Source organism: Streptomyces sp. bgisy130, from assembly GCF_057708345.1.
In genome coordinates, this window is record NZ_JBYISA010000011.1 from 16,096 (window position 1) to 41,847 (window position 25,752).

General features: G+C 70.7%; 20 protein-coding genes. 9 read left to right on the forward strand and 11 right to left on the reverse strand.

What is annotated here, in order from left to right; translation table 11 throughout:
* Window positions 1–53 precede the first annotated feature (53 nt).
* Window positions 54–650, reverse strand: coding sequence for a ScbR family autoregulator-binding transcription factor (locus tag AC3EUV_RS16880; RefSeq protein ID WP_387235627.1), 597 nt, complete (start codon window positions 648–650; stop codon window positions 54–56).
* A 227-nt stretch (window positions 651–877) separates the two neighbouring features.
* Here AC3EUV_RS16880 and AC3EUV_RS16885 point away from each other — a divergent pair, with 227 nt between their 5' ends.
* On the forward strand, window positions 878–1,906 hold the full coding sequence (locus AC3EUV_RS16885; RefSeq protein WP_435603240.1) for an MDR family NADP-dependent oxidoreductase: 1,029 nt from the start codon (window positions 878–880) through the stop codon (window positions 1,904–1,906).
* A 41-nt stretch (window positions 1,907–1,947) separates the two neighbouring features.
* Here the strand turns inward: AC3EUV_RS16885 and AC3EUV_RS16890 are convergent, their stop codons facing one another.
* Complete coding sequence (locus tag AC3EUV_RS16890) at window positions 1,948–2,580, reverse strand: TetR family transcriptional regulator (RefSeq protein WP_432142800.1); 633 nt, start codon at window positions 2,578–2,580, stop codon at window positions 1,948–1,950.
* A gap of 451 nt (window positions 2,581–3,031) precedes the next feature.
* On the opposite strand from AC3EUV_RS16890, the gene AC3EUV_RS16895 reads away from it, so the two are divergent.
* A complete protein-coding gene (locus AC3EUV_RS16895) occupies window positions 3,032–3,796 on the forward strand; it encodes an HAD family hydrolase (protein ID WP_387235618.1) in 765 nt (254 codons plus the stop codon).
* Window positions 3,797–3,814: 18 nt separating this feature from the next.
* On the opposite strand, the gene AC3EUV_RS16900 is transcribed toward AC3EUV_RS16895, so the two are convergent.
* Together AC3EUV_RS16900 and AC3EUV_RS16905 are read right to left on the reverse strand one after the other, a co-directional pair.
* A complete protein-coding gene (locus AC3EUV_RS16900) occupies window positions 3,815–4,657 on the reverse strand; it encodes a PaaX family transcriptional regulator (protein WP_432142799.1) in 843 nt (280 codons plus the stop codon).
* Between the two features lie 4 nt (window positions 4,658–4,661).
* Window positions 4,662–6,269, reverse strand: a complete 1,608-nt coding sequence (locus AC3EUV_RS16905) for an AMP-binding protein (RefSeq protein ID WP_435603241.1) — start codon at window positions 6,267–6,269, stop codon at window positions 4,662–4,664.
* Between the two features lie 167 nt (window positions 6,270–6,436).
* Here AC3EUV_RS16905 and AC3EUV_RS16910 point away from each other — a divergent pair, with 167 nt between their 5' ends.
* Window positions 6,437–7,570, forward strand: a complete 1,134-nt coding sequence (locus AC3EUV_RS16910; protein ID WP_432142797.1) for an acyl-CoA dehydrogenase family protein — start codon at window positions 6,437–6,439, stop codon at window positions 7,568–7,570.
* Between the two features lie 31 nt (window positions 7,571–7,601).
* On the opposite strand, the gene AC3EUV_RS16915 is transcribed toward AC3EUV_RS16910, so the two are convergent.
* Window positions 7,602–8,123, reverse strand: a complete 522-nt coding sequence (locus AC3EUV_RS16915) for a hypothetical protein (protein WP_432142796.1) — start codon at window positions 8,121–8,123, stop codon at window positions 7,602–7,604.
* Window positions 8,124–8,340: 217 nt separating this feature from the next.
* Between AC3EUV_RS16915 and AC3EUV_RS16920 the strand changes: the two genes are divergently transcribed.
* Window positions 8,341–9,153: a VOC family protein gene (locus AC3EUV_RS16920; protein WP_432142795.1), complete on the forward strand. Its 813-nt coding sequence runs from the start codon at window positions 8,341–8,343 to the stop codon at window positions 9,151–9,153.
* Between the two features lie 29 nt (window positions 9,154–9,182).
* Here the strand turns inward: AC3EUV_RS16920 and AC3EUV_RS16925 are convergent, their stop codons facing one another.
* Both AC3EUV_RS16925 and AC3EUV_RS16930 read right to left on the reverse strand, forming a co-directional pair.
* On the reverse strand, window positions 9,183–9,443 hold the full coding sequence (locus AC3EUV_RS16925; protein ID WP_432142794.1) for a hypothetical protein: 261 nt from the start codon (window positions 9,441–9,443) through the stop codon (window positions 9,183–9,185).
* A 300-nt stretch (window positions 9,444–9,743) separates the two neighbouring features.
* Complete coding sequence (locus AC3EUV_RS16930) at window positions 9,744–11,273, reverse strand: helix-turn-helix domain-containing protein (protein ID WP_432142793.1); 1,530 nt, start codon at window positions 11,271–11,273, stop codon at window positions 9,744–9,746.
* Between the two features lie 142 nt (window positions 11,274–11,415).
* On the opposite strand from AC3EUV_RS16930, the gene AC3EUV_RS16935 reads away from it, so the two are divergent.
* Both AC3EUV_RS16935 and AC3EUV_RS16940 read left to right on the forward strand, forming a co-directional pair.
* Window positions 11,416–12,396 carry an SdpI family protein gene (locus tag AC3EUV_RS16935; protein WP_432142792.1) on the forward strand — a complete coding sequence of 327 codons (981 nt, stop codon included), beginning with the start codon at window positions 11,416–11,418 and terminating at the stop codon, window positions 12,394–12,396.
* A gap of 1 nt (window position 12,397) precedes the next feature.
* Window positions 12,398–12,757: a GntR family transcriptional regulator gene (locus tag AC3EUV_RS16940; RefSeq protein WP_432142791.1), complete on the forward strand. Its 360-nt coding sequence runs from the start codon at window positions 12,398–12,400 to the stop codon at window positions 12,755–12,757.
* Between the two features lie 120 nt (window positions 12,758–12,877).
* Here AC3EUV_RS16940 and AC3EUV_RS16945 read toward each other — a convergent pair whose 3' ends face one another.
* Window positions 12,878–14,245, reverse strand: coding sequence for an MFS transporter (locus AC3EUV_RS16945; protein WP_432142790.1), 1,368 nt, complete (start codon window positions 14,243–14,245; stop codon window positions 12,878–12,880).
* A 290-nt stretch (window positions 14,246–14,535) separates the two neighbouring features.
* Entirely contained in the window at window positions 14,536–15,420 is an 885-nt protein-coding gene (sigJ, locus tag AC3EUV_RS16950) for an RNA polymerase sigma factor SigJ (protein WP_432142789.1), read from the reverse strand.
* 270 nt (window positions 15,421–15,690) lie between these two features.
* Between sigJ and AC3EUV_RS16955 the strand changes: the two genes are divergently transcribed.
* A complete protein-coding gene (locus AC3EUV_RS16955) occupies window positions 15,691–16,641 on the forward strand; it encodes an SDR family NAD(P)-dependent oxidoreductase (RefSeq protein WP_432142788.1) in 951 nt (316 codons plus the stop codon).
* Between the two features lie 81 nt (window positions 16,642–16,722).
* Here AC3EUV_RS16955 and AC3EUV_RS16960 read toward each other — a convergent pair whose 3' ends face one another.
* Window positions 16,723–17,196, reverse strand: a complete 474-nt coding sequence (locus AC3EUV_RS16960; protein WP_432142787.1) for a carboxymuconolactone decarboxylase family protein — start codon at window positions 17,194–17,196, stop codon at window positions 16,723–16,725.
* A gap of 438 nt (window positions 17,197–17,634) precedes the next feature.
* On the opposite strand from AC3EUV_RS16960, the gene acnA reads away from it, so the two are divergent.
* Window positions 17,635–20,349, forward strand: a complete 2,715-nt coding sequence (gene acnA, locus AC3EUV_RS16965) for an aconitate hydratase AcnA (protein ID WP_432142786.1) — start codon at window positions 17,635–17,637, stop codon at window positions 20,347–20,349.
* A gap of 102 nt (window positions 20,350–20,451) precedes the next feature.
* Here the strand turns inward: acnA and AC3EUV_RS16970 are convergent, their stop codons facing one another.
* Window positions 20,452–23,862, reverse strand: coding sequence for a GH92 family glycosyl hydrolase (locus AC3EUV_RS16970; RefSeq protein ID WP_435603242.1), 3,411 nt, complete (start codon window positions 23,860–23,862; stop codon window positions 20,452–20,454).
* Between the two features lie 443 nt (window positions 23,863–24,305).
* Here AC3EUV_RS16970 and ngcE point away from each other — a divergent pair, with 443 nt between their 5' ends.
* Window positions 24,306–25,745, forward strand: coding sequence for an N-acetylglucosamine/diacetylchitobiose ABC transporter substrate-binding protein (gene ngcE, locus AC3EUV_RS16975; RefSeq protein WP_432142784.1), 1,440 nt, complete (start codon window positions 24,306–24,308; stop codon window positions 25,743–25,745).
* The last annotated feature ends 7 nt before the right edge of the window (window positions 25,746–25,752 follow it).

The following is a 25,752-nucleotide window of genomic DNA, read 5'->3' on the forward strand; positions in this document are numbered from 1 at the left end:
TTTCCAGGGCCGGGAAGGAGCCGGCGGCTCCGTCAGGGCGGTGGCCCGGGGCGTCAGACCGAGATCTTGACGCAGCGGCCGTGCGGATCCAGATGGCTCAGCGCACCGGGCGACGCGAGGCCCGGGAGCGTGTGCTTCCACAGGGCCGTGACCCGCTCCGGGAGATCGGCGCGGTTGGTCGCGGCGCGCGAGAACAACTGCACGCCCATGTAGGCCGCGACGAAGAACTCGGCCGCCCGGTCAGGTGCCACGCCCGGCAGTAGTTCCCCGTTGTCCCGAGCCTCGGTGAACATCGTGGTGATGATGTCGGTCCACGCCTGGTACGGCACCAGCGGATCCTCGCTGAAGGTCGTCTCCACCGCGATACGCGTGCCGGCCTGGAGCAACGGGTCGCTGCGCAGCGCCAGCGCCACCTGGTGGGTGAAGTCGATGGCGTCCTGGAGCCGGGACTCGCTGACCTGTGGCAGAAAGGGGTCGGTCTGCTCCGTTATGACCGCGCGGGCCAGTGCGTCCTTGGACGTGAAGTGGAAGTACACCGCCCCTTTGGTGACCCCGGCGCGCTGGATGATCTCGGCCATCGTGGCGGCCTGGTACCCGCGGGTGCCGATGACATGAGCCGCTGCTTCGAGGACGGCGCGTCGGGTGCGCACTGCGCGTTCCTGCTTGACCACCGATCATCCTCCGTATGCTCTCTTGGAGTTGTTGTGCCTGAGTGCGACCCGCTGCCCGTGGCCGCGCAGTCTATTTCCGCATCATAAAGAAGCCAACCATGCGGTATTGAATTTGCGCCCGCTCCGGAGGTGGGCCCCTCGGGTATGAACCGGCGCCGTCCTCCAGGGCGGCACCATCGAGTGCTACCAGCGCGAGGAGCTGTCCGATGTCCCCCACCGTCGTCCCCGCCATACCCGCCGTGCACCGCGAGGTCCGGCTCGCGTCCCAGGTAGAAGGCGAGCTGACGGCACGCCACTTCACGATCGCCGAGGTCCCCGTGCCCGAGCCCCGGGCGGGGGAGGTGCTGGTGCGCAACCGCGTGATGGCGGTGACCGCGGTGATGCGCTCACAGATGACCGGAATCCGGCTGCCGATGCCCTCATTCGTACCGGGCGAGGCGCTGTGGGGCTCGGCGGTCGGCGAGGTGGTGGCGGCTCCCGGAGGCGGCTTCACCCCCGGCGAACTGGTCCATCACCCCTGCGGCTGGCGGGAGTTCGCGGCGGTCGAGGAGTCGCGGGTACGGCGCCTCGCCCCGGACGCGCTGCCGACCGCCGCCGCGCATCTGTCGCAGGGCGCCACCGCCTGGGGTGCCTTGCGCCTGGCCGCCGAGGTCAGGCCGGGGGACACCGTGTTCGTCAGCGGGGCGGCGGGCGGCGTGGGCAGCATGGCCGGGCAGCTCGCCCGGCGGCTGGGCGCCGGGCGGGTCGTCGGCAGCACCGGCTCGGAGCGCAAGGCTGGGCGGCTGCGCGCCGAGTTGGGCTACGACGACACGATCGTGCGCGGCGCCGGGCCGATCGAGCGGCAGCTGCGGCGGGCCGCACCGGGCGGTATCGATGTGCTGCTGGACACCGTCGGCGGCGAACAGCTGACGGCGGCGCTCGCGGTGGCCCGCCCCGACGCGCGGTTCGCGCTGGTCGGCGCGCTCTCCGGTCAGCTGGGCGGGGACCGCGGCGGCATCGCCCCGGTGGAGCTGGACCCGGGGCTGATCATCACGCGGCGGGTGACCCTGCGCGGATTCGGGCTGTACGCCCATCCGGACCTGCCGCAGGAGTGGACGAAGGAGTTCGGCCAGGGCCTGCGGGAGGGCACGCTGGTCTTCCCGCATGCCCTTCTGAGGGGGATCGAGCAGGCGCCGCAGGCGCTGCGCGAACTGACGCAGGGTCGTCATATCGGGGCCGTGCTGGTCGAGTTGTGAGGCCGGGGCATGAGGACCGGGGCGGGCCGCGGGCGTCCCGGTCAGCCCGCCGCCGGCAGCTGCGCCGGAGCCGGGACGGCGGCCGGGATCCGGCCCGGTGCGGCCGGCAGCAGCGCCCACAGGTCGACGATGGCCTCGTGGTCCCACCACGTCCCGTCCTCGCTGCCCAGGTGCAGCAGGCCGACCACGATGGAGGTCAACAGCTGGGCCGTGCGCCGCGGTTCGGTGTCCGTCGCATGCGGCCCGGCCGGCCCGCCGGTCCCACAGGTCACCGCTTTGTCGAGAAACAGCGCATACCAGCGCTGCTCCAGGGCGTAGATGCCGAGCCCCGGCGCGGTCTCCGGCCGCAGCTGCAAGCCGGCGCGGAGCACCGCGTCCGACTCCACCCTGCCGAACAGCGCGGTGGTGAAGTCCCGTACGGCGGTGGTCAGTGGCTGCGGCGAGCGGGTGAAGGCGTCCTCGAGCTCCCGCAGGGCCTCCAGTGCCGCGTCCCGCACCGCGAGCGTGAGGTCGTCCTTCGAGGTGAAGTGGAAGTAGAGCGCTCCCTTGCTCAGCCGGGCCCGCCGGCTGATCTCGACCATGCCCGCTGCGGGAACCCCCTTCTCCAGGAAGGTCTCTGCGGCCGAGCGGATGAGTGCCTGGCGGCTCTGGATGGCGCGATGCTGGGTGGGCACGGTGTCCGTCCCGTCTCTAGTACGGCTGCGAGCTCATTGCAGTCTACATAGAAAACCAACCATGCGGTTCGATATGCTTCACGGGATTGGCTGGAACTGGCGGGCCCTGACGCGAAGCTGACGATCTTTCGCGCGTTTCGGCGCTGGGCGCCTCCCCGGGGGCATGTGCCCCCAGTTTGGCGCCGCACAGGGGCGTTGTCGACCCGTCAGGGGAGACGGGGATGCATTGACAAACAGCGCAGGCGGTTTTTAAATCTCCGAAGGCGGTAAACGGGACGTTCCCTTCCGATGCGCCGCCTCGACGGTTGCGTGCCGCCCTGGACGGCGGTGCGCCCTGGCGAGACCGCCGCTGCCGTAACCAGTCGTCGACCGCAGGCCGCCCCATCAGCCGAGCCAGCAACGTCACCCGAGCCCCTGCACCCCCCATCGGAATCCGGAAAGGTCTCCAGCCATGCGCGTAGCAACGGAAGTCGGCGAACGTCCCGTGAGAGGTGTACGGGGCGCCGGAGGTGAGACGATCCGGGCCGCCGTCTTCGACCTGGACGGCACCCTCGCCAACACCCTCCCCGCGATCAGCAAACTGCTGATCAAGGTGGCCGCGGAGCAAGGCTGTTCGGTGACCGCCCGGCAGGCGGCCGCCGCGATCGGCAAGCCTCCCGGCCCCGCCTTCGGCCGGCTGCTGGGCAGGCCCGAGGACGACGGCCGGGTGCAGGCCGCGATCTCCCGCTACCGCGAGCTGTTCGCCTACGAAGTGCTGTGCCTGGGGCCGCAGCTGCTCTTCCCGGGCGTCACCGCGGGGCTGTCCGCGCTGCGCGCCCACGGCGTCGAGCTGGCCGTCGCCACGTCCAAGACCACCCGCAGCGCGGAGGCGCTGCTCGACGTCATGGGCATCCGCGACCTGGTCGGCCCGGTCATCGGCCAGGACATGGTCCGGCGTGGCAAGCCGCACCCGGAGATGGTGCTGCGGGCGGCCGGCCGGCTCGGTGTCGCGGCCTGGCAGAGCGCGTATGTGGGGGACACCGTGGGGGACATGAGGATGGCGGTCACCGCGCGCATGGAGCCGGTCGCGGTGACCTACGGCGTCGGGACGTTCGGTGAGCTCGCCGGGGTCGCCGGCACCCGGATGTGCGGCTCCTTCAAGGACGTGGTCTCCGTGATCGCCGCCGCCCGGCCGCGCTCCGGCGTCAAGGTGGGGGCCCAGCAGCGCCGCCGCTGAGGCCGGTGCGCGGGGCCGCTACGCCCCGGTCATCGCCTCGTGCGCGTAGGGGGCCCCGGCGTCCCGGAGTTTGGCGTGCAGCCGGCCGAACACCTCCGCCGCGCGGCCGCCCGGCCAGTCCTCAGGCAGGAGGGGAGAGGGCAGTCCGGGATCCGCGTACGGCAGCCGGCGCCAGGCGTCCAGCGCCAGCAGATAGTCGCGGTAGGCCGCTTCGGGGGGCACCGAGCGGCGCCGCGACCAGCGCTGGAGGACCGGCTCCTGCTCGTCGAGGAAGGCGCGGTGCTGTGCGGCGATGGCGTCCAGGTCCCACCAGCGGGCGACCGCGTCCGCCGTAGGGGCGAAGCCGGCGTGCGTACCGGTGAACAGGTCGACGTACGGGTCCAGTTGCAGCCGCTCCAGGGTGTGCCGGGTCTCCTCGTAGAGCTGCGCGGGGGCGATCCACACACCCGGCGCGGCGGTGCCGAAGCCGAGCCGGGCCAGCCGGGAGCGCAGCAGATGGCGCTTGTGCCGCTCCTCCTCGGGGACGGAGAAGACGGCCAGCACCCAGCCGTCGGACAGCCGCGCGGCCGGCCGGCCGAAGATCCGGCGGTCGCCGTCGTCCAGCAGCTGGCGGGCCGCGTCGGACAGTCCGTACGCGGCCGCGCCGGAGGCCGTCCGGGCGGGGGTCAGCAGCTCGCGCCGCTTGAGCCGGGAGACCGCGGAGCGCACCGACGGCGGATCGACCCCGAGCGCACCGAGCAGCCGGATCAGGGCGGCCACCGGCACCGGAGCGGCCGGGCCGCCGGGGCCGCCGCGTCCGTAGGCGCCGTAGAACGTGACGATCAGGGACCGTGGGGTGCGCTGTGTGTGCGGGTCGTTCACCGGGTCACTCTAGATCGGGTTCCCGCAGCCGGAAACGCTGGAGCTTGCCGGTCGGGGTGCGCGGCAGCGAGGTGTGGAAGACGATCTCGCGCGGGCATTTGTAGGGCGCGATACGGGTCTTGGTGAAGGAGCGCAGCGCGGCGACGGTGTCGTCACACGGAGGGACGCCGTCCCGCAGCACGACATGGGCGACGACCACCTGCCCGCGGTCCTCGTCGGCCCGGCCCACCACCGCCGCCTCGGCCACATCCGGGTGCCGCAGCAGCGCGTCCTCCACCTCGGGACCCGCGATGTTGTACCCCGCCGAGATGATCATGTCGTCCGCGCGGGCCACATAGCGGAAGTAGCCGTCCGGCTCGCGGACGTAGGTGTCGCCGGTGATGTTCCAGCCGTCGCGTACGTACTCCGTCTGCCGGGCGTCCGCGAGATAGCGGCAGCCGGTCGGCCCGCGGACCGCCAGCAGCCCCGGCGCGCCGTCCGGCAGCGGTGCGCCGTCCGGGCCCACCACCCGTGCCTGGAAGCCGGGGACCGGCAGTCCCGTCATCCCGGGGCGGACGGCGTCGTCGGCGGCCGCGATGAAGATGTGCAGCAGCTCGGTGGCGCCGATGCCGTTGATGATCCGCAGACCGGTCGCCGTGTGCCAGGACTGCCAGGTCGCGGCCGGCAGATTCTCCCCGGCCGACACACAACGGCGCAGCGAGGACACATCGTGCCCGGCGAGCTCGGGCAGCATCGCGCGATAGGCGGTCGGCGCGGTGAACAGCACCGAGATCCGGTGCGCCGCGATATCGCGGAGCAGCTGCTGGGGCCCGCCCCAGTCGGCGAGAAAGGCCGAGGCGCCCGCCCGCAGCGGGAAGATGACCAGTCCGCCGAGGCCGAAGGTGAAACCGAGCGGCGGACTGCCGGCGAACACATCGTCCGGCTGCGGGCGCAGCACCTGCGCCGAGAAGGTGTCCGCGATGGCGAGCACATCGCGGTGGAAGTGCATACAGCCCTTGGGGCGCCCGGTGGTGCCCGAGGTGAAGGCGATCAGCGCGACATCGTCGGCGGCGGTCGCCACGGCCGGGTAGGGCGCGCCGCCCGGCCGGGCGAGCTGCCGCAGATCGTCCGGCCCGTCCCCGCCGTACGTGGTGATCCGCAGCCCCGGGACCTCGGCCTTGGCGAGATCGTCGACGGCCCGCACCTCACACAGCGCGAACCGCACCTGCGCGATCGCACAGATCGTGGCGAGCTCCTGGGGGCGCTGGGCGGCCAGCACCGTCACCGCGACCGCCCCCGCCTTCATCACGGCGAGCCAGCAGGCGGCCAGCCAGGGCGTGGTGGGGCCGCGCAGCAGGACGCGGTTGCCCGGCTGGACCCCGAGCCGGCCGGTGAGCGCATGGGCGATCGCGTCCACCTGAGCGCGCAGCTGACCGTATGTCCAGACGGGGCCGCTCGCGTCGCGGACCGCGGGCCGGTCGGCGCCGAGCCGGGCGATGGTGCCGTCCAGCAGCTCGGCGCCGCAGTTCAGCCGGTCGGGATAGCCCAGATCGGTGAGGTGCGGCCACTGGTCGTGGGGCGGCAGCCGGTCGCGCGCGAAGGTGTCGGTATGGGCGGAGGACCGTAGCTCCATGACGGGTGCCCCTTGGGTCTGTCCGATGGGCGGCCGGGAACGGGGACTGCTCGGTTTGCTGCGCGCTCTGCGGTCGAGGACTGCCGTTCGGATCCGTCGTCAGCGTAACGTGTTCGTGACGGCAGTCAACAGACCGCGATAGAGGACCGCTACCAGGGAGCCGCCTCGTGACCGTATTCGCGCTGGGACCGGACGAACAGGAATGGTGCGCCGAACTGCGCGCGCTGACCGCCGAACGGCTGAGTCCGCTGGCCGAGAAGGGCGAGGAGGGCCGGGTCAACCGCCCGCTGGTCGCCGCCCTCGGTGAACTGGGCCTGCTGCGCCGCCTGTTCCCCGCCGACGGCGCGCTGCGCGCCCTGGACCTCTGCCTGCTGCGGGAATCCCTCGCCCAGGAGTGCACGGAGGCGGAAACCGCGCTGGCACTACAGGGCCTGGGGGCCTACCCGGTGGTGCAGTCCGGGACCGCGGCCCAGCGGGCCCGCTGGCTGCCGGAGGTGGCCGCCGGCCGGGCGGTCGCCTCCTTCGCGCTGAGCGAGCCGGGCGCCGGCTCGGACGCCGCCGCGCTGTCCCTGACCGCCGAGCCGGACGGCCCGGACGGCTGGCGGCTCACCGGCGAGAAGTGCTGGATCTCCAACGCCCCCGAGGCCGACTTCGCCACCGTCTTCGCCCGGACCGGCGGCGCGGCGGGCGCGCGCGGGGTGACCGCCTTCCTCGTCCCCGCCGACCGTCCGGGCCTGACCGGCGAGCACCTGGACATGCTCAGCCCGCATCCGATCGGCACCCTGGTGTTCGACGGCACGCCGGTGACCAGGGCGGATGTGCTGGGCGAAGTGGACGGCGGATTCGCCGTCGCGATGGCCACGCTGAATCTCTTCCGGCCGAGCGTCGGCGCCTTCGCGGTCGGCATGGCGCAGGCCGCGCTGGAGGCGGCGCTGACGCACGCGGGCGCCCGCACCGCGTTCGGCGGCCCCCTCAAGGACCTCCAGTCCGTCGGCCACCAGCTCGCCGAGATGGCCACCCGGGTCGAGTCCGCCCGCCTCCTGGTCTACGCGGCGGCCTCCGCGTACGACACCGGGGCCCCCGACATCGCCCGCCGCTCGGCCATGGCCAAACTGCTGGCGACCGAGACCGCCCAGTACGTCGTCGACGCCGCCGTACAGATCCACGGCGCCCGCGCACTCCAGCGCGGCCATCTGCTGGAGCACCTCTACCGCGAGGTCCGGGCGCCGCGCATCTACGAGGGCGCCACGGAGGTGCAGCGCTCGATCATCGCCAAGGAGCTGTACCGGCCGCGGCCGTGAACTCCGCGACCGTGTCCGCCCGTTGGGCGCCTCAGCTGTTCGCCTTCCAGACCTGGCCCAGCTTGCACTTGCCCGAGCTCGGCCCCTGGCCGCCGGGGCCCTTGAGGAAGGTGCCGGAGACCGAGGCGGGCCGGGTCTGGCCGGCGGCGACCCCGCTGACGGAAATCTGTGCCGAGCCGAAGGTGGCACCGGTCTCGTCGGTGAACTGCACGGTGCCGTTGTAGGTCGCCGTGCCCTGCGAGTTGCCGTTGGTCACGCTCAGCTCGGCGCTCAGCGTCCCGGCCGCGCTGTCGACCTTGCAGTCGGTGATCCGGATGTCCGACTCGGGCGGCGTGGTGGAGCCGGCGGTCGGTGAACCGCCCGTGGTGGTGCCGCTGCTGGTGGTGCTCCCGGAGCTGCTGTAACCGCCGTCGCTGCTGCTGTAGCCACCGCTGGAGGTGGAGCCGGAGCTGTGGCTGCTGCCGCAGCCCCCGCCGTGCGAATGCCGGGCACCGGTCAGCGCGACGACCACCAGTGCACAGGCGGCAACAGCGCGGACATGACGAAACTGCATAGCTATTTCTCCCCCGTGGCGACGGCCGCCCCCTTGGACGGCCGCCCTGAGCGCGTACCTATACGCGCAACCGATTGATGATGCGCTCGCCGAGCGTTCTTGACGAGCGCGCGTCAGGCTAGCAAGCGCGGGCACGGACGCCGAATTCCGGCCGACGGGCGAGGGCCGGTGGCTGATGTCAGGCTGACAGCAGAGAGGATCCGCGAAGGGAATCGCCATGATCACTACTGACTTCGTTCCCGGCTCCCCGTGCTGGCTCGACCTCGGCGCCCCGGACGTCGAGGCCGCAACGGCCTTCTACCGGGCCGTGTTCGGCTGGCAGGCCGAACCACACGGCGGTCAGGGCGCGGGCGGGGACACGGGCGGATACACCCTCTTCAGGCTGGACGGCAAGGTCGTCGGCGCGGTCGGCCCGCTGACCGAGGACGGCGCCCGCTCCGCCTGGACGCTCTACTTCCACACCTCCGACGCGGACGCCTCGGTCAAGGCGGTGGAGCGGGCGGGCGGCTCGGTCCGCGTGCCGCCCGCCGGCGTCGGTACGGACGACGGACGGTTCGCCCAGCTCACGGACCCGCAGGGGGCCGAGTTCGCCGTCTGGGAACCGGCCAGGTACCCGGGCGTCGAGGACGCGGACGGACCGGGCACCCTGGTCTGGACCGAGCTCTACACCACCGACCCCGCCGCCGCCCAGACCTTCTACAGGTCCGTCTTCGGCTGGAGCACCCAGGACATGCCGCTCCCCGGCGGCGGTGGCACCTACACCCTGCTCACCCCCGCTGGTTGCAGCGAGGAACGGATGCACGGCGGCCTCATGGGCGTCCCCGCCGACCTGCTCGGCCCCGGCGGAAAGCCGTACTGGCACCCGGTCTTCGGCTGCCAGGACTGCGACGCCACGGTCGGCCTGGCGACGGGCAACGGCGGCGCCCTCTCCATGGGCCCCGAAACCGCCGAGGGCGTTGGCCGCCTCGCCGTCTGCACCGACCCCGCGGGCGCGGAGTTCGTGGTGCTCACGCCGGAGGGGGCGGGGTGAGGTAGGGGGGTGGTGGGGGACGGGCTGGGCTATCGCATGCCTTCGGCGCAGGTGGCGACTGCATTCGGCAGGCCGGCGAAGTCGGTCTTCAGCGGGCTGAGGCGCTGAAGGCTGGAAAGCCTGATCGTCTTCTGGACCGGGCACCGTTCATCCAGGACCCGGGTGGGCAGGACATAAAAGGTCCACTGGTCGAGGTCGAGGGGGTCGAGGGTCGGCTTGTCCTGGTGGTACAGCAGGCAGAAGACGTACACATCGGAGCGGCGCAGTACTTCGGCTGGGACTGCGCCCACGACTGTAGATAGGCAGCCGACTTGACCTCGACGCGCCACCCTTGGCCCGAATCGGCTCACCGCCGCTGCGGCGAGCGATGACCAGCGGACCGAGATCGACACTCATTGCTGTCCTCCAGACGATGGTGTGAGGCGATGCTCAGCCTGACAGCAGGCACTGACAACGGAGTTGGCCGTCCGCCCGTGAATGTGTCGTGCCGCAGTGTGGGCGGGCACCTCGCCGGAGAAGTCCCACGGTGCCGCCGCCCCCTTCCTGGCCCAGATCGTTGCAGGTCAGAAAGGGTGCGCGGCACCCGCCCCTCAGATGTCCCGGAAGATCTCGATCTGTGCCCCGATCGAGTTGAGCCGTTCCGCCAGGTCCTCGTAACCGCGGTTGATGACATAGACGTTGCGGAGTACGGAGGTGCCCTCGGCGGCCATCATGGCCAGGAGGACGACGACGGCGGGGCGGAGGGCCGGGGGGCACATCATTTCTGCGGAGCGCCAGCGGGTGGGGCCGTCTACCAGGACGCGGTGCGGGTCGAGGAGTTTGACCTGGGCGCCGAGGCGGTTGAGGTCGGTGAGGTAGATCGCGCGGTTGTCGTAGACCCAGTCGTGGATGAGGGTCTGGCCCTGGGCGCTGGCCGCGATGGCCGCGAAGAAGGGGACGTTGTCGATGTTGAGGCCCGGGAAGGGCATCGGGTGGATCTTGTCGAGGGGCGCCTGGAGCTTGGAGGGGCGGACGGTGAGGTCGATGAGCCGGGTGCGGCCGTTGTCGGCGGCGTACTCCGGGCTGCGTTCGTGGTCCAGGCCCATCTCTTCCAGGACGGCCAGTTCGATCTCCAGGAACTCGACCGGGACCCGGCGGATCGTCAGCTCGGACTCGGTGACAACTGCCGCTGCCAGCAGGCTCATTGCCTCGACCGGGTCCTCGGACGGGGCGAAGTCCACATCGCGTTCGATGTGTGCGGCACCGTGGACGGTGAGGGTGGTGGTGCCGATGCCGTCGACCCGGACGCCCAGCTCCTCCAGGAAGAAGCAGAGGTCCTGGACCATGTAGTTGGAGGAGGCGTTGCGGATGACCGTGACGCCGTCGTGGCGGGCGGCGGCCAGCAGCGCGTTCTCGGTGACGGTGTCGCCGCGTTCGGTCAGCACGATCGCGCGCTTGGGGGCGACGGTGCGGTCCACCTCGGCGATGTAGGTGCCGTCGGTCGCGGTGATCTCCAGGCCGAAATGGCGCAGCGCGGTCATGTGCGGGGTCACGGTCCGGGTGCCGAGATCGCAACCGCCCGCGTACGGCAGCTTGAAGTGGTCCATCCGGTGCAGCAGCGGGCCGAGGAACATGATGACGCTGCGGGTGCGGCGGGCGGCCTCGGTGTCCATCGAGTCGAGGTCGAGTTCCGCGGGCGGGATGATCTCCAGGTCGTTGCCGTCGTTGATCCACCGGGTGCGTACGCCGATGCTGCCCAGTACTTCGAGGATGCGGTAGACCTCCTCAATACGGGCCACCCGGCGCAGAGTTGTGCGGCCGGCGTTGAGCAGCGTGGCGCAGAGCAGCGCCACACACGCGTTCTTGCTCGTCTTCACATCGATGCTGCCGGAGAGCCGGCGTCCGCCGACCACCCGCAGATGCATCGGCCCGGCATAGCCGAGCGAGACGATTTCGCTGTCGAGAGCCTCGCCGATACGGGCGATCATCTCAAGGCTGATGTTCTGATTCCCGCGTTCGATGCGGTTGACGGCGCTCTGGCTGGTGCCCAGAGCCTCCGCAAGCTGCGCCTGTGTCCAGCCACGGTGTTGTCGGGCGTCACGGATGAGCCTGCCGATGCGTACGAGGTAGTCGTCTGCCATGGGGTGACCGTATCTCAGATATGAGATGGATGCTTCATTGTGGCGTGTCGCATAGTTCTACTACTATGCGAACAATGGAAGGGAGTTCGGAGTCGCGGAGTTACAGAGTTGTGGAGTCTCAAGGGGAGTTATGAAGAGTGTGATGCGTTCCGTCCCGCCGCTGGCCGACGGGCCGCGGACCTTGGTTGCCGCCGGGCCCTTCCTAGCCGTGATCGTGGTGTTCGCCGGCATCTATACGGCGGTGTCCGGCCGGCTGCCCGATCCGCTCGCCACCCGTTTCCGGTTCGGCGGCCAGGCCGATGGATTCATGTCGGTCCAGGGCTTTCTGACCGGATCCCTCGCCCTGTTCCTCCTTCTGGGCGCCGTGGTCGGCTTCCTCGTCCAGTTGCGGCCGGCTGCGCCCGAGGTGCCGTGGGTGATCGCCGGCGGCTACGCCACCGTTGCCTTAACCGGTTACGCCGACTGTGTGACGCTGCTCAGCAACGTCGACGCGGCCGATGCCTCGGCCGTCCGGGTGCCGATGTGGGAGCTGTTCCTCGGCCTCGCGGTGGCGCTGTGCGCCGGGGCGCTGGGGCGGCTGCTCGCCGGCCCGGCGCCCGTCGCGCCCCGGCAGCCCCGCGGTGCGGTGTCCCGGCTCGGCCTTCCCGCCACCGCGACGGCCGGCTGGTCGCGCACCATCGGCTCGCCGCCGCTGGCCGTACTGGGCGGTCTGCTGCTCGTCGGCGGGCTCCTCATCGGCCTCTTCGCCGACTGGATCGCGAGCGCGGGCCTGCTGTTCGGCGCTGTCGTGTCCCTGCCGCTGGCCTCGATACGGGTGACCGTGGACCGGCGCGGGCTGACCCTCGCGCCGGCGCTGCTGTCCTCGCGTTGCCGTTTCCGGCACATACCTCTGGACCGCATCGAGGAGGCCGGCAGTCAACACGTCGCCTGCTTCGCCGAGTTCGGCGGCTGGGGCTACCGCATCCGGGCCGGCCGCAGCGGCTTCGTGCTGCGCTCGGGGGAGGGCATTGTGGTACGGCTGACCAACGGCAGGGAGTTCGTGGTGACGGTCGATGATGCCGCGACCGCCGCCGCACTGCTCAATACGTACACCGACCGCGCCCATTCGCGGCAAGGAGGCTGAGGTGCTCTTCCAGGTCGACCCCGGGTCGTCCGTCCCGCTCGGCGACCAGATCGCGGCCTCGGTCCGCGGCGCCATCGCCGACGGCACGGTGAACACCGGGGAGCGGCTGCCGGCCGCACGTGAACTCGCCGCGTCCCTCGGCGTGAACGTCCATACCGTGCTGCGCGGCTATCAGCGCCTCAAGGAGGAGGGGCTGATCGAACTCCGCCGCGGGCGCGGTGCGGTGGTCCTCGGCGCCGCCGCGCCCGCGCGCGCCCGCCTCGGGGAAACCGCCGAGCGGCTGATCGCGGAGGCCCGCCGGCTGGGGCTCTCCGACGAGGAGATTGTGACGGTGGTGCGGGTGGGGCTCGCGGGGCGGTGAGGGGGCGGGGGCAGGGCCGTCGTCACGGCTGAGGGTTCCGTCCAGGGGACCGTTGTGCGTCTGCGGCCGCGTCGTGGCTGGTCGCGCGGTTCCCCGCGCCCCCTTCGGGCGCCCGCGACCTCAGTGAGGCCGCCCGCTCGCTTCGTGCTCGCCCCGGTCCTCGTCCGTCGGCGGAGGTTCCGGTGCTCGGATGCCGCGTACCTGGGGGGAGAGCAGGGCCGCGGCCGAGGCGAGGACGATCAGTGCGGCGCAGCCGGCGAGGGCGTGGCCGATGCCGATGCGTGCCGCGAGCGGTCCGGCGATCAGGAGGCCGAGCGGGGCGAAGACCAGTGAGCCGAACCAGTCGTACGAGCTGACGCGGGACAGTGCCGCCTCCGGGACCTCCCGCTGGATGGTGGTCGCCCACAGCACACCGAAGATGTCCGCGGCGATACCCGAGGCGAACATGGCGAGCGCGATCCACGGCACCGGCGCCCGCACCGCGAGCAGCGCGATCGGGAGGGCCAGCGGGAAGGTGGCCAATACGGCGGTCAGCACCGGCCGGCGTACCCGGAGGCGGGCGGCCAGTCCGGCGCCGGTGATGGTGCCCAGCGCCTGCGCGGCGACGATCAGCGCCCAGGACCGGGCCCCGCCCAGCCCGTTCTCGGCCCTCAGCGGCCCCAGCACTCCGGCATGGGCGTTGAGCGCGGCGACCACGACCGAGTACTGCGCGACGACCACCCACAGCCACTGCCGCCCGGCGAACTCCCGCCAGCCGTCCCGCAGATCGGCCCACCCCGATGCCCCCGTACGGGCCCGCGCGGGCAGCCGGAGCCCTCGGATCAGCAGCGCGCTCACCACGAACGACGCGGCATTGAGCGCCAGGGCCCAGCCCGCGCCGACCACGGCGACGGCCACACCGGACAGCGCGAGCCCCAGCAGCATCGAGCTGTTCATACCGACCCGCAGCAGCCCGTTGGCCTGTTGTAGCCGCGTGGCGGGGACGAGCAGCGGAATGACGCCGTCCATCGCGGGGGAGAACAGCGCGGTGGCCGTGCCGGCCAGCGCCGCCAGTGCGCACAGCGCCGGCAGCGGGGCGTGCCCGGTCAGCACCATGGCGGCGAGTCCGGCGTACGCGGCGGCGCCGACGAGATCGGTGACGATCATCAGCCGGGAGCGCGACATCCGGTCCGCGATCACCCCGCCGGCCAGGACGAACACCAGCTGGGGCACCGCCTGACAGGCCAGCACCAGCGAGAGTTGCCCGGGTCCCGCCCCCGGTAGTGCCAGCACGGCGAAGGACAGCGCCACCCGGGCGAAGCCGTTCCCGAGGACCGAGATGGTGCGGGCGGCGGCCAGCAGCATGAACCGTCGGTCGCGCCAGAGAGATGGGTCGGCGGATGGCGGATCGACGGGCGGCGGGGCGGCAGTTGGCGGGACGGCAGGTGGTGGGGCGGTGGCGGCGAGCGGGGACGGGCGAGGGGGCGCGGGTTCAGGGGTGGCCGTCACGGCGTCAGCGTAGGAGCCGGAGGTCCGTCCGCGTGCGGCAATTCCGCGCAGCGGCCGAGAACGTGTGGTGTGCGGGGAGGTCTCCGTCGCCGCAACAGGCTGCCAGTATGGACCCGTCCAACGCGCCGCCCGTACGCACCCCCCAACGGCCCACCCGCAGACGGCCCTTGGGCGCGCGCCGCCACCAAGGCGCCCCACCGCCCCCCCTGAACCCGGACAATCACCCTGCCCTGAATTCGCGCTGTGACCCCACACCCCTCCCGACAGCCCTCCCGCCGCGCCCCGTTCCGTCAGTCGTCGAGGATTGACAGATCCAGCCGGCTCAGCCGTGCGAGGTCGGCGAGGATATTGATCTCGACGATCTTCCCGTGGGCGAAGGTGAAGCCCATGACGGCCAGCGGCTGCCCGCCTTGTGCCGTGACGAGTCCCGGGGCGCCGTTGACCAGCGCCGGGCGCGCGAACGGGGCGAACCGGGAGAAGGTGAGCGCCTGCTCGACGACCGCGCGCGCTCCGCGGACCAGTTTCGACAGTCCGTCGGGCGCACCACCGGCGTCGGCGCGCAGCACCACCTCCGGGTCGAGGACCGCCAGCAGCCCCTCGAAGTCGCCGCCGCGCGAGGCGGCGAGGAAGGCATCGACCACCTCCCGCTGGCGCGCGAGATCGGTGTCGGGCGCCGGGGTGGCGCCCTGGACCCGGCGGCGGGCACGGCTGGCGAGCTGCCGCGCCGCGGCGGGGGTGCGGTCGACGAGCGGGGCGACCTCGTCGAAGGGCACCGCGAACATGTCGTGCAGGACGAACGCCAGCCGCTCGGCGGGGCTGAGGGTCTCCAGGACGACGAGCAGCGCGAGTCCGACCGAGTCGGCCAGCAGCGCCTCCTGTTCCGGGTCGACGGTGTCCGGACGGCTCACGACGGGCTCGGGGACGTGCACGTCCAGGGAGTCCTCCCGCCGCGCCTTGCGCATCCGCAGCTGGTCCAGGCACACCCGCCCGACGACCGTGGTCAGCCAGCCGCCGAGGTTCTGTACGTCGTCCCCGCCGGTCCGGCTCAGCCGCAGCCAGGCTTCCTGGACGGCGTCGTCCGCCTCGCTGAGCGAGCCGAGCATGCGGTAGGCCACGGCCCGCAGCCGACTGCGCTCCTCCTCGAAGCGTTCGGCCAGCCACTCGTGGTCGTTCATGGGTCTCATTCCTCCCCGTTGAGCTCCGTCACCGTACTGACGGAGGGCACGGGCCGAATGTGACACGAGGAAGCCCGCGGAGGGGGTGCGGCGCAGCCCCTCCGCGGCCGCAGCGCACGGCGGGTCGTGTCGGCCGCCTGTCGGCAGCGGACAGCGGGCTGTCGGCCGGGTGTCGGTGGCCGTTGGGACCGTGGGGCAGGGGCGGCACCGGTGAGGAGGGTGCGGTTCCCGCCAACGCCGCCACATCAGTCCGAGAGTGAGGAACCCGCGATGCCCTCCGCAGACAAGGCCCAGGGGTGGGACGTGCACCGGCTCCCGTCCGCCGAGGGGAAGAGTTTCCTGGTCACCGGCGGCAACGCGGGCATCGGGTACTTCGTCGCCGAGCAGCTCGCCGGCACCGGGGCCACGGTCGTGCTCGGCAGCCGCGACCCGGCGAAGGCCGAAGCAGCGACCGCGTCGATCCGTGCCCGGGTGCCCGGTGCCGAGGTGCGGCACCTGCCGCTGGACCTGGCCGACCCGGCCTCGCTCAAGACGTCGGTGGCCGCCCTCGGCCTGGACCGCCTCGACGCGGTCGTCCACAACGCCGGCGTGGCGCTCGACCATCCGCCGCGCCGGGAAACCAGGGACGGTCATGAGCTGATGTTCGCGACCAACCACCTGGGGCACTTCGCCCTGACCGGGTGGCTGGCACCGCTGCTCGCGGCCACACCGGAGAGCCGGATCGTCACCACCGGCAGCTTCGCGGCCAAGTCCGAACGCCTGGATCTCGACGATCTCCAGAGCGTCCACGAGTACCGGCCCAAGCGCACCTATGGGCGCTCGAAGCTGGCACAGATGCTCTTCGGCGTCGAACTCGACCGCCGGCTGCGCGCCGCGGGCCGCGCGACGCTGAGCGTGGTCGTCCATCCCGGCGGCGCGCTCGACTCGCTCACGCCCTCCCGCCCGCCGGTCCGGGTCCGGACGACGGCCGAGCGGCTGCGCGGGCTGCCGCTCGGCCTCGTCGTCCAGGGCAAGGAATCCGGCGCGTGGCCCGCCGTACGGGCCGTGCTCGACCCGGACGTGCGCGGCGGGCAGCTGTGGGGGCCCCGGGTGTTCGGACTGCGCGGCAGGCCGGTGACCGAACCCCTCTGGGACCACCTGGCCGACGCCGGCACCGCGGCGCGGCTGTGGACCGCGAGCTGTGCCCTGACCGGCGTCGACCCGGTCCTCGGCCCTGTGTGAAGCAGCGAAGCCCGCACCGGGGGACCGCCGGCCCGGCCGACCGTTCCTCATCGACCGAGCCGGCCGGGCCGGTGGCCGCCGTTACCCGAACTGGCCGGGCTGGTAGTCGCCGGCCGGCTGCTGGATCATGACGTTCGCCCGGTTGAAGGCGTTGATGAGGGCGATCGCGCAGACCAGGGCGGCCAACTGCTCCTCGTCATAATGCTTGGCGGCGTTCTGCCATGCCTCGTCCGTGACCCCGCCGGCCGCATCGGCGAGGCGGGTGCCCTGCTCCGCCAGCTCCAGCGCGGCCCGCTCGGCCTCGGTGAAGACCGTGGCCTCCCGCCAAGCCGCGACCAGGTTGAGGCGAACCGAGGTCTCACCGGCGGCCGCGGCGTCCTTGCTGTGCATATCGGTGCAGAAACCGCACCCGTTGATCTGGCTCGCGCGGAGCCTCACCAGCTCCTGCGTCGTGGCCGGCAGCGTCGAGTCCGCAAGGATCTTGCCTGCCGCGACGATGTGCTTGAAGACCTTGCCGATGGTCGGGCTGCTGAAGGCGTCCAAACGGGCATTCATGATGCTCTCCTTTTGCCGGTCGGTGCTTGCACACGTACGACGGACCGGCCCGGCAGGATGTGACATGAGCGCCTGACCTGCGGCTTTCCGCTCGTGCCGCGGCACGGAGCGCGACAACGGCGCTCCCCTCCACTGCCGGTGGGCAACCCCCGGCCCCGACCAATTCCGGTCACTCCACCCGCGGTGGCACGAACCCGGTGGTCACCGGCCTTCCGTGACCACGATCGCATGCCGAGGGCACAGCGCACCCCGGTCGGGGCATGACCAGGAGGCGGCGATGTATTAGAGTTATCTCGACATCGAGATATCTGCCGAGAGGCGTACCGCTGCCGCGCCAGTAAGGCATACCTAACTTAGGCTCACCTTAGCGGATGGGGCAAGGACGGTGACGGCAGCATTGCGGTGGTACGCGCGAATTCATGCATGAAGGAGACTGTCGTGTCGGCGAACAGCTTCGACGCCCGCAGCACGCTGCGCGTGGGCGACGAGTCGTACGAGATCTTCCGGCTGGACAAGGTCGAAGGCGCCGCGCGCCTTCCCTACAGCCTGAAGGTGCTGCTGGAGAACCTGCTCCGCACCGAGGACGGCGCGAACATCACCGCCGACCACATCCGGGCGCTCGGCGGCTGGGACTCCCAGGCCCAGCCCAGCCAGGAGATCCAGTTCACGCCGGCCCGCGTGATCATGCAGGACTTCACCGGCGTGCCCTGTGTGGTCGACCTCGCCACGATGCGTGAGGCAGTCAAGGAGCTCGGCGGTGACCCCGCGAAGATCAACCCGCTGGCGCCGGCCGAGCTGGTCATCGACCACTCCGTCATCGCCGACAAGTTCGGCACGAAGGACGCCTTCGGCCAGAACGTCGAGCTGGAGTACGGCCGCAACAAGGAGCGCTACCAGTTCCTGCGCTGGGGCCAGACCGCCTTCGACGAGTTCAAGGTCGTCCCGCCCGGCACCGGCATCGTCCACCAGGTGAACATCGAGCACCTGGCCCGTACGGTCATGGTCCGAGGCGGCCAGGCCTACCCCGACACCCTCGTCGGCACCGACTCGCACACCACCATGGTCAACGGCCTCGGTGTGCTGGGCTGGGGCGTCGGCGGCATCGAGGCCGAGGCCGCGATGCTCGGCCAGCCGGTCTCCATGCTCATCCCGCGGGTCGTCGGCTTCAAGCTGACCGGTGAGCTGAAGCCCGGCACCACCGCCACCGACCTGGTGCTGACCATCACCGAGATGCTGCGCAAGCACGGCGTCGTCGGCAAGTTCGTCGAGTTCTACGGCGAGGGCGTCGCCGCCACCTCGCTGGCCAACCGCGCCACCATCGGCAACATGTCGCCGGAGTTCGGTTCCACCGCCGCGATCTTCCCGATCGACGACGAGACCCTCAGCTACCTGCGCCTGACCGGCCGCGACGCCCAGCAGGTCGCGCTGGTCGAGGCGTACGCCAAGGAGCAGGGCCTCTGGCTGGACCCGGCCGCCGAGCCCGACTTCTCCGAGAAGCTGGAGCTGGACCTGTCGACGGTCGTCCCGTCGATCGCCGGTCCGAAGCGTCCGCAGGACCGCATCGTGCTCGCCGAGGCCGCCACGCAGTTCGAGCGTGACGTCCTCAACTACGTCTCCGACGCCGACGAGGCCGGCGAGGAGTCCTTCCCGGCCTCCGACGCCCCGGCCGCCACGAACGGCGTGCCGAGCCGCCCGACCACGGTCACCGCCCCCGACGGCTCGACCTACGAGATCGACCACGGTGCGGTGACGGTCGCGGCCATCACCTCCTGCACCAACACCTCGAACCCGTACGTCATGGTCGCCGCCGCGCTGGTCGCGAAGAAGGCCGTGGAGAAGGGCCTGACCCGCAAGCCGTGGGTCAAGACCACCCTGGCGCCGGGCTCGAAGGTCGTCACCGACTACTTCGACAAGGCCGGGCTCACCCCGTACCTCGACAAGGTCGGCTTCAACCTCGTCGGCTACGGCTGCACCACCTGCATCGGCAACTCCGGCCCGCTGCCGGAGGAGGTCTCCAAGGCCGTCAACGAGCACGACCTGGCCGTCACCTCGGTGCTCTCCGGCAACCGCAACTTCGAGGGCCGGATCAACCCCGACGTCAAGATGAACTACCTGGCGTCCCCGCCGCTGGTCGTCGCGTACGCCCTCGCGGGTTCCATGAAGGTGAACATCACCGAGGACGCGCTGGGCACCGACACCGAGGGCAACCCGGTCTACCTCAAGGACATCTGGCCGTCCGAGGCCGAGGTCAACGACGTCGTGGCCAACGCCATCGGCGAGGACATGTTCAACAAGTCCTACCAGGACGTCTTCGCGGGTGACGCCCAGTGGCAGGCGCTGTCGATCCCGACCGGCAACACCTTCGAGTGGGACCCGCAGTCCACCTACGTGCGCAAGCCCCCGTACTTCGAGGGCATGACGATGGAGACCACTCCGGTCTCCGACATCGCCGGCGCCCGGGTGCTGGCGAAGCTGGGCGACTCGGTCACCACCGACCACATCTCCCCGGCCGGTGCGATCAAGGCCGACACCCCGGCCGGTCAGTACCTCACCGAGCACGGCGTCGAGCGTCGTGACTTCAACTCCTACGGCTCGCGCCGTGGTAACCACGAGGTCATGATCCGCGGCACCTTCGCCAACATCCGCCTGCGCAACCAGATCGCGCCGGGCACCGAGGGCGGCTACACCCGCGACTTCACGCAGGATGGCGGCCCGGTGTCGTTCATCTACGACGCCTCGCAGAACTACCAGGCCGCCGGCACCCCGCTGGTCATCCTGGCCGGCAAGGAGTACGGCTCCGGCTCGTCCCGTGACTGGGCGGCCAAGGGCACCGCGCTGCTCGGCGTCAAGGCCGTCGTCGCCGAGTCCTACGAGCGCATCCACCGCTCGAACCTCATCGGCATGGGCGTTCTGCCGCTCCAGTTCCCCGAGGGCCAGACCGCCGAGTCCCTCGGCCTGACCGGCGAGGAGACCTTCTCGGTCACCGGCGTGACCGCGCTGAACGACGGCAGCACGCCGCGCACCGTCAAGGTCAGCACGGACAGCGGTGTCGAGTTCGACGCGGTCGTCCGCATCGACACCCCCGGCGAGGCGGACTACTACCGCAACGGCGGCATCATGCAGTACGTGCTGCGCTCGCTCATCCGGAAGTAAACGCAGCCGCAAGTAAGCACCCCGCGGCAGCAGGACGGGCCGCACTCCCTCGGTCGAGGGGGTGCGGCCCGTCCGCGTATCCGTGGCCGGGCGGCTGCCGCCCTATGGCGCCCCGAGCAGCTCGATCTCGGCGAGGGTGCCCGGGCGGCCGTCGGGCACCAGCCGGTAGTGCCGGTAGCTGCCCGGCCGGCCGATGCCGAAGACCCGGGTCTGCCGGTCCCAGGTGAAGGACTCGGCGTCGCGGTGGTCCAGCCGCGTCCACCGCTTTCCGTCCGGGGAGCCCTCCAGCGTCCAGCCGGCCGGGGCCGTGGCGTGGTCCGCCGAGGTGAGGGTGTAGGACGTGACCCGTGTGGGACGGGTGAGATCCGCCGGGGCGCCGGTCAGTTCGGCCGAGGTGCCGGAGGTGTTGTCGAAGAGCGGGCCGCCGCCGGGGGCGGTGACGTCCTGGGGCGGGGCGGGGACGCGGTCGTCCTTGGTGATCGAGGTGGGGGCGGCGTGCGCTCCGGTGCCCCAGGCGGACGGGCGGTCGCCCATGGTGAAGTCCAGCGTGCCGCCGCGGGCCAGGAGCCGGTGCGGCAGGGCGGTGGAATTCCAGGGTTTGCCGTTCACCCGGAGGCCCTGGACATAGACCGTGCGCGCGTTGTTGCGCGGGGCGTTCACGGTGAGATCGCGGCCGTTCTCCAGATGGACCGTGGCCTTGATGAAGAGCGGGGAGCCCACCGCGTATTCGCCCTGGCCCATCACCAGCGGATAGAAGCCGAGCGAGCTGAAGACGTACCACGCGGACATCTCGCCGTTGTCCTCGTCGCCCGGGTACCCCTGGCCGATCTCGCTGCCGAGGTAGAGCCGGGACATCGCCTCGCGGACCTTCTCCTGGGTCTTCCAGGGCTGCCCCGCCGCGTCATAGACATAGGCGATGTGATGTGAGGGCTGATTGCTGTGCCCGTACATGCCCATCCGGGTGTCGCGGGCCTCGGTCATTTCATGGATGACCTCGCCGTAGGAGCCGGCGAATTCCTTGGACGCGGTCTCCGGGGTGGAGAAGTACGCATCCAGTTTCTTGGCCAGGGCGTTGCGGCCGCCGTAGAGGTTGGCCAGCCCCCGGGTGTCCTGCGGTGCGGTGAAGGCGAAGGTCCAGGCGTTGGTCTCGGTGTAGTCGTGACCCCAGACCCGGGGGTCGAACGTGCCCGGTGGCAGCCGCCAGTCGCCCCGGGCGTCCTTGCCCTGGAAGAACCCGACCTTGCGGTCGAAGAGCTTGACGTAGTTCTGGGCGCGGCTCAGGAAATAGGCCGATTCTTCCTTGTAGCGGGGCTTTTTGGTCTTCTCGTACAGCGCCTTGCCCATCCGCGCGATACCGAAGTCATTGAGGTAGCCCTCCAGGGCCCAGGACATGCCCTCGCGGGTATCGGTGCTCGTATAGCCGAGGAAGGGCGCGGTGGTCATGCCCTTACGGCCGACTCCGGGGTTCGGCGGGGCGACGGTGGCGTTCTTGACGGCCGCGGCATAGGCCGCCTCGGCATCGAATTCCACGCCCTTGGCATAGGCGTCGGCGAATGCCACATCGGAACTCGTCCCGGTCATCAGGTCCGCATAACCGGGCGAGGACCAGCGGGAGATCCAGCCGCCGTCCTTGTACTGCTGGACGAAGCCGTCGACCATTTTCCCGGCGCGTTGCGGGGTGAGGAGCGAATAGGCGGGCCAGGTGGTCCGGTAGGTGTCCCAGAAGCCGTTGTTGACGTACACCTCACCGTCGACGATCTTCGAACCGGTACGGGTCGGGGTGTCCTGGCCGGTCTGCGGCGAGAACGGGCTGGCGTAGCGGCTGCGCGAACCGACCTGCTCGAAGCCGGAGTTGGGGTAGAGGTAGAGCCGGTAGAGGTTGGAGTAGAGCGTGGTGAGCTGATCCCGGCTCGCGCCCTCGACCTCGATCCGGCCCAGCAGGTCGTCCCACTGCGACCGCGCCCGGTCCTGGACGCCGGCGAAGGTCGCGCCGTCGGGGATCTCCCGGGTCAGATTCGCCTTCGCCTGCTCCACGCTGATGAGCGAGGTCGCGATCCGCATGGTCACGGTGCGGTCCGCGCCGGGTTTGAAGCGGAGGTAGCCGGTAACGTCCTTGCCTCCGCCGCCCTCCAGCCGGCCGCCGCCGGTGACCGGGGCGTCGAAGGCGGCGTAGACGAACAGCCGGGTGGCGCCGACGGACAGTCCGCTCCTGACGTCCGAGAAGCCGGTGACGGTCCCGCGGTCGGTGTCCAGGCTGAGCCCGCCCTTGTTGTTGACGTTGTCGAAGATCAGGCTCGCCCGGTCGCCGGGGAAGGTGAAGCGCATCAGCGCGGCATGGTCGGTGGGGGTGATCTCCGTCTTGAGACCGTTGTCGAAGGTCACGCCGTAGTAGTGCGGCCTGGCGGTCTCGTTGTCGTGGTGGAACGGCAGCGCCCGGCCGGTGCGCGAGGCGTCCGGGGTGCCGGCCGCGACGGACGGCATGACCTGGAAGGTCTGCCGGTCGCCCATCCACGGGCTCGGCTCATGGCTGGCGCTGAACGCCTGGAGGGTGGGGAGATTGTCGGCGTTGTTCTTCCGCGCGTACTCGTAGAGCCAGTCCGCGGAGCCCGCGTTGGTGACCGGGGTCCAGAAGTTGAAGCCGTTGGGGACGGCGGTGGCGGGGAAGGTGTTGCCGCGCGAGAAGCTGCCGCTGGATTGCGTGCCGCGGGTGGTGACGGCGTAGTCGGAGTAGTGGGCGAGGGGTTTGTCCGGGGCCTGGGGCGCGAGGGTGAGGTCATCGATCCAGCCGCGGAAGGCCGGTGCGGTCCGTGGCGCGGCCGGTGCGTCATAGCCGACCAGGATCCGGTCGACGGTCTTGCCCGCGGCGACCGCGCCGATCCGCGCTTCCCGGTTGTTCCACTGATTGACGTAGAGAGTCTTGGCGGCGGCCTGGCCGCCGGGCGTCAGCGGCGCGCCGTGCTGGTCGACGGCGGACAGCTCGCTGAGGTACGTACCGTCGGTGAAGGCCAGATCGACGGCGGCGTGGGTCGCCGGGTAGGCCGGATCGCTCTTCGCCATCTCGGGGAAGATCTTGTAGGAGAGCGAAGTGGCCGCGGTGACCGGCACATTGACGTCGAAGATCTTGTTGTACGAGTAGCCGTGGCCGTCGGCGGTGTGGGTGCCGGCGTAGCGCAGTGCGTGCCCTCCGGTGAAGCCGGCGTGGGCCTTGGCGGTGGGGGAGTCGCGGGGGCCGGTGTCGGTCCCGGTGGTCATCCCGGGTGCCGGCGGGGCGGTCTCCGGGGTGACGCCGGAGGTCCGGGGCTTGCCGTCGGGACCGGTCTCGACGGTGTCGGTCCAGTCCGGCTGCGGTTCGCCGGATTCGAAGGAGGAGCGGAACTCCGTTGCTCCTCGGGACTGTTGGGGTGGCGCGGCCTGGGCCGGGCCGGGCACGGTGATGACGAGCAGAGCGGCCGCCGCGAGGGCGGCGGGGCGGGCGATCCCCCGCAGTGGACTGTGCCGTTGTCTGAGCCGCACGCGAGCCCTCTCAACGAGATTGACATCGTTGTCAGTTACATGGCGCCGAGATAAACAGAGATAAGTAAGGTGCGTGGGGACTTTGGTGTCAAGGGTGGCGCTGCGATCGGTGCGCCGGTCGTGCCGCCCTTCGTGTCGCCGACCGGGCGGCGGGAGACGGCCGGGCGAATCCCCGCATACCGGGGAGGTCTCAACTAGGGAAAGACTGCCGCCCAACCCTGCATTCGATCTTGCCCCTGCGGCCGGAAGTGGACTATACCTGTCGGCGTCCGACCGGCCGTACGACGAAGGCCGTGGATCCGGGGGGAAAGCGGGAGCGCGCGACTGCCCCGCCTTTCCCTGCGCGCCCGGTGCACATCCCGTACAACTCAGCTTCATCTGACCCGCGGTGCCGGGTGGCTCCGGTACACCGCCTGAGTCCTGAAGAAGGCGAGGACTTGAGCATGGGATCCACCTCTGCATTCAACCGTCGTGATCTGGTCAAGCGAGCCGCGGCCCTGGGGATCGTCGCCGTACCGGCCATGGGAATGCTGTCGGCGTGTGCCGGCGGCGGCAGTGACAGCGATAACAAGGTCGAAAAGGGCAAGAAGTCGGCCAAGAATCCGCTCGCGGTCAATGAGTCGGCCGGCCTCGATGTCGTCATCTTCGACGGCGGATTCGGTGACAAGTACGCCAAGGACGCCCAGAGCGAGTACCTCAAGGTCTTCCCGAAGGCTGACGGCAAGGTGAAGCTCTCGTCGACCCAGAAGATCCAGTCGACCCTTCAGCCGCGCTTCAACGGTGGAAATCCCCCGGACCTCGTCGACAACTCCGGTGCGGAACAAATGGACTTCGGCACGCTGGTCGCCAAGGACCAGCTGACCGACCTCTCCACGCTCCTAGACGCCCCGTCCGTCGATGACCCGAACAAGAAGGTGCGGGACACCCTGCGCCCCGGTGTCGTCGAAATGGGCCAGTTCGGCGGCAAGGAAACCTGGATCCTTTACTACGCGTACACGGTCTATGGCGTCTGGTACTCCAAGGGCAATCTGCAGAAGCTGGACGCGGAGTATCCGGAGACCTGGGACGACATGCTGGCCCTGTGCGCCAAGGCCAAGAAGAAGGGCGTCGCGGGCTGGACGTACCCGGGCAAGTACCCGTACTACCTTCCCTTCAGCCTCTATCCGTTCATCGCCAAGATCGGTGGTGCGGAGGTGCTGCGGAAGATCGACAATCTGGAGCCGAACGCCTGGAAGGACCCTGCCGTCAAGGCGGCCTTCGACGCCTACTACGAGCTCTACAAGAAGGGCTATGTCCTCAAGGGCTCGCCCGGCCTGGACCACCTCCAGTCGCAGAAGGCGTGGGCCGAGGGGAAGGCGCTGTTCATCCCGAACGGCTCCTGGGTGGAGAACGAGTCGGCCAAACAGATCGCGCAGAACCCGCAGTTCGATCTCGCGGTCGGCGCCCCGTCCAGCCTGTCGGACTCCGACAAGATGCCCTACGGCACCATCTGGGCCTCGGGCGGCGAGCCGTACATCGTGCCGCGGAAGGCCCGTAACGCCGAGGGCGGTATGGAACTGCTGCGCATCATGCTCAGCAAGAAGTCCGCGCAGAATTTCATCCGGCAGGTCTCCTCGCTCACCTCGCTCAACGGCGGCACCGAGGGGCTGAAGCTCCCGCCGGGCCTGGCATCGGCGCAGGTGGCGCTGGAGAAGGCCGGGCAGAACATCGTCAATCCGCGGTTGCAGGACTGGTATGTGGCGCTCCAGAAGGAGCGGATCGGCGTCGGCGCGCTGGGCGAGATGATGGCCGGTCGGCTGACGCCCGACGAGGCCATCAAGAAGATCCAGAAGTATGCGGACGACACCCGCGACGACTCCAGCGTGAAGAAGTACCAGCGCTGACCGCGAC